Origin of the sequence: Lactobacillus delbrueckii subsp. delbrueckii DSM 20074 = JCM 1012, from assembly GCF_001433875.1 — a bacterium.
GTDB classification, from domain to species: domain Bacteria; phylum Bacillota; class Bacilli; order Lactobacillales; family Lactobacillaceae; genus Lactobacillus; species Lactobacillus delbrueckii.
On sequence record NZ_AZCR01000075.1, the window covers coordinates 2,303 to 5,816 of the forward strand.

A 3,514-nucleotide genomic window follows, 5' to 3' on the forward strand; every position below is an offset into this window, starting at 1 on the left:
GGAATTCGCCTAAACTTAGTCTGAATACATACAAAAAACTGTTTCCAGCTCTTACCGGAAACAGTTTTCTTATGCTCTATTAATGTTTAACTAAGTTTGCGACTTCGCTACCGCTGACATTGAAGAGGATTTCTGGCTGTAAACGCTCAGTAGGTTCAACACTCGGATAATCTACGCCTGCAAACGTCTTAAGCACGGCCATCAAAATATGCTTCATCCCCTCTGGCGGAATCGCCATACCGATTAAGGTGCTTGCCCTTTTGGTGTGGTTTAGTGTTAGAATATGAATGATCCATTTTAACCTCTCTAGAAATGTTTGTGGTAATTCATATTCTACCAGATGGTTGAAATGGATTTTTTGTGCTCTAATCCAGTGAAAACGATTTTTCTTACTGGATCGGAACAGTGTTCAGTTTAATTTTACAATCTGGCGACCAGATAAGTAATTAACATGATGATCATAAAGAGGAGAAAGGCCAGACTACCAGCTGATCTTTCTCCTCTTTTTGTCATCACTTAATTACACGTTTTTAATCTTTTCATCAGTCAATCCCATCGCATTAATTGCCACGATAATTGTCGACATCGCCATGACCGCAGCACCAACGGCTGGGTTTAGAATGATTCCAACAAATGACAACACACCAGCAGCGAGTGGAATTGCGACAATATTGTAGCCTGCTCCCCACCAGAGATTTTGAACCATTTTCCGATTTGTGATTTTAGCCAAATCAAGAAAATGTAAAATATCGCTGGGTTCTGATTTAACCAACACAACATCAGCGGAATCAATGGCAACATCGGTTCCGGCGCCAATTGCAATTCCAATATCGGCCGCGGCAAGACTTGGTGCGTCATTTACGCCGTCACCAACCATGATGACGTGATTGCCCTTTGCTTGATAATCAGCAATAATCTTTTGCTTATCATCTGGTAATAGGCCTGCATGAAATTCAGTCAATCCTAGTAAGTTAGCAACGTGTTCCGCGGCTTTTGGATTATCGCCAGTGAGCATTACGGGGGTAATTCCTCGCCTCTGAAGACCACTAATTAATTCCTTAGCACCCGCTTTGATAGTGTCGCCTTCAGCAACCATTCCTTGAACTTGGGTGCCCTGCAATAGGAAGCTGACGGAATTACCCTTAGCAGCCCATTTATCAGCAGCGGCCTCGTCAAACCTAATCCCTTGCTTCGTTAAATAGTTACCATTAACAATCATATAGTCAGTGCCATCAACATTACCGGAAATACCAACGCCCGGAATATTTTGAGACTTTTCAGCCGCAACGACTTCAATGTCCTTCGCTTGGGCTTCAGCAATGATTGCTTGGGCCAGCGGATGAGTCGAATTATTTTCAAGGGCGGCCAGTCGGCTTAATAACGTTGTTTCGTCAATCCCATCATTTGGAATCAATGCATTCACCGTAAATTTACCTTCTGTTAACGTGCCAGTTTTATCCAAGAGAACGTGGCTAACATGTTGACTTGCTTCAATGGCTTGGCGATTTCGAACTAATAGCCCATTTTGAGCGCCAATCGTAGTAGAACGAGAAACCACTAATGGAATCGCTAATCCTAACGCATGCGGGCAAGCAATCACGAAGACGGTCACCATGATCGTCATTGCAGTCTCTAATCCCTGGGGTAACCAGGCAAAGAAAGCAATAATCCCAACACCAAGTGCCGCGTAAAATAGATACTTGGCAACTAAATCAGCTTTATCTTCTGCTTTAGATTTAGCTTGCTGGGCATTTTGAACCATTTTCATTACTTGAGAAAGATAGCCGGAGTCACCAGTACCACTAATTTTAACCGTTATCGTCCCGTTATTGTTGGTTGTACCACCAATGACCTTATCGCCAACGTTCTTGGTAACGGCAGCAGATTCACCGGTTACCAGTGCTTCATTCACGGTCGACTCCCCAGCCGTAATAACACCATCGGCTGGAATACTCTCACCTGAACGCACTTGGACAACTTGACCAACTTTTAAATCAGATACTGGCACTTCTTTTGTTTCACCATTATCTGTAACTAGATGGGCCGTCTTAGGCAACAGAGCCGCCATCTTTTGTAAGGCATCCCCAGCCCCCATCAATGCATTCATTTCAATCCAGTGTCCTAGAAGCATAATTAAAATCAGGGTTGCAAGTTCGAACGAAAAATCCATTACATGATTTGCCGGGTTCAAGAAGTTGTTGGCAATAAATGCGTACAAACTGAAGAAATACGAAACGGAAATTCCAAGGGTTACTAGCGTCATCATTTCAGGAGATTTATCTTGAATTTCCGCTTTAGCCCCCTTTAAAAATGGCATTCCGCCATAAAAGTAAAGTGCTGTATCAAACAAAACGATGATAATGCCAACAATTAGCGGTGAACCGAAACTAAGGATGGAAACGTTTAAACCCATGATTGGCGCTAACAGTAAAACTGGAATCGCTAAGACAACGGAGACCCAAAATTTAACTTTCAAATTCCCCATATGCATCATTGAGCCACCGTGCATCATCATGTCGGTCCCAGCCATATCCATATCACCGTGATTCATCCCACTCATATTCATAGTTTCGTGATTCATGTTCATTTGGCTGTGATCCATTTCGGCCATATCGTGGTCCATGTTCATTTGATTATGATCCGTTTCAGTCATATCGTGATCCATTTTCATGTCATCATGATCCATATGACTCATATTTGATTCATTATTTTCCATATTCTTAGCACTCATGTTTTTCATGTTCATATGGTCCTCTTTATTTGCCATGATTATCTACCCCCTAAAAATAAGTGTGCGTAGCAAAGCGGTTAGAAGCCGGAATATAAGTTCCTTGTGTGGAAATCCCCGGGCTCGGGATTTTTCCACCAGGTTCTTATATTTAGGCTTCTGCTTTGCGGAGCACCATGCCACTATATGAATGAGAATCGCCTGTAAGTTCGCAATATCCGCCCGTGAGAGTTCCCTTGACTGAATAACGCCGGCAAATTGTTGAACCAGCCCGCATCGCACACATATGGTCAAACAAATCATCTGCCGCTGCCGCCATTGATTCCTTCTCGCCAACAACCGGCTTATACGTGAATGGTCGACTGCCGCCATGCTGCGCAACCGCCTGTTTTTGAATCAACCTGTGAAGTAGCGTTTTGGTTGTTGAAGCTGACCAGCCTTCTAATTCGTTCATAGCATCGATTAGTTAACGACTAGTCGCATGTCCCATTGTCCAAATTGCTCTCATAACCATCCATTCAGAATCGGTGATGGTTACATCTTTGCATCCATCCTTCAATTGGCTTCCTACATTAATTGAATTCTAAGTTTACATTTGTAGCCTCTTAACACTTATTAGTTTACAACTGCAGTCACAATAATGCAACCTTTCTGCCAGAAAATACCATTACATTACTTAAACTTCCCACTTGCAAACGTGGGCTCGTACCTTGAAAATTCAATAGTTTAGCCAATAAAAAAGCACAAGGCCTTTGTTCGCTTGATATAATTTAGTCGACCAAAACA

Annotated in this window: 1 protein-coding gene and 1 pseudogene; both read right to left on the reverse strand. The window is 42.6% G+C overall.

The genetic code is table 11. From position 1 onward, the window contains the following. Window positions 1-520: 520 nt before the first annotated feature. Complete coding sequence (locus tag FD23_RS07995; RefSeq protein WP_025896488.1) at window positions 521-2,767, reverse strand: heavy metal translocating P-type ATPase; 2,247 nt, start codon at window positions 2,765-2,767, stop codon at window positions 521-523. 6 nt (window positions 2,768-2,773) lie between these two features. Next, window positions 2,774-3,287, reverse strand: a pseudogene (locus FD23_RS09470) (BlaI/MecI/CopY family transcriptional regulator). Window positions 3,288-3,514: the final 227 nt, after the last annotated feature.

Excerpts from the sequence above, each read along its gene's own strand:
- FD23_RS07995 (WP_025896488.1), bottom strand. The coding sequence starts at position 2,767 with ATGGCAAATAAAGAGGACCATATGAACATGAAAAACATGAGTGCTAAG.